2 pseudogenes are annotated in these 727 nt (G+C 39.9%); both read left to right on the top strand.

The annotated features are described in order from the left end of the window. Positions 1-400: pseudogene (locus JIG37_RS10145) on the top strand (type IV secretion protein Rhs); the annotation flags it as partial. A gap of 12 nt (positions 401-412) precedes the next feature. After that, positions 413-727, top strand: a pseudogene (locus tag JIG37_RS10140) (hypothetical protein); the annotation flags it as partial.

The following is a 727-nucleotide window of genomic DNA, read 5'->3' as shown; positions in this document are numbered from 1 at the left end:
ATTGGCAAGCAAACTCCCAGGTAAAGGCAAACAAGGCCAATTTGACCAAGTGTATGCAACAGAAGACGGTAAAGTATTAATTATCGAAGCCAAAGGCGGTAATGCCAGTTGGGGTAGCCGGAGTGCTGGTAAAGATAGAGCCCAACAAGGCTCCTTAGAATATATGGATTCGATAATTGACAATTACACTTCTAAGCTTGATACGCTAACAAAAGACCCTCGCTACTTAGCGGGCGATGATGATTTTGTAAAAGAGGTTGAGAGCATTCAAGATATGCTGGATGAGATTGAAATAGCAACTAAAAGCCAACAAATTGAGTACGTAGGCATACAACAAAAAGCCAATGACGCCGGGCTTGTTGATGTTATTGACGTATCGATTTTTGATATAGGATTTTAAGGAACTAATAAAATGATTGAAAGCCATTACAGCTTTGCACAAGTAAGCTACGACCGAACCATAAAGTTATATAGTAGATTAAGAGAAAATGAACTGGCAATGATACAGAAAAACCCTGGTTATCAAATGCACACTCGCTTAAAAACAAACTTAATCGACACATTCCCCATGGAAGCGATTCAAAATCCCAATAGCTACCATGCTTGGCTCTATGTTATTCGCGCTTCGCAATTAGGACATGGTATTTTCCAAAGCAATGCCCATGACGGCCAACCTTTCCCTTTTTTTTACGATGATGAGTATTTAGAAGTGACTGGTAAACGCGAT

It is taken from the genome of Pseudoalteromonas sp. bablab_jr010 (assembly GCF_016464105.1).
Classification (GTDB): domain Bacteria; phylum Pseudomonadota; class Gammaproteobacteria; order Enterobacterales; family Alteromonadaceae; genus Pseudoalteromonas; species Pseudoalteromonas simplex.
This window is presented reverse-complemented; position numbering and strand designations above follow the sequence as displayed.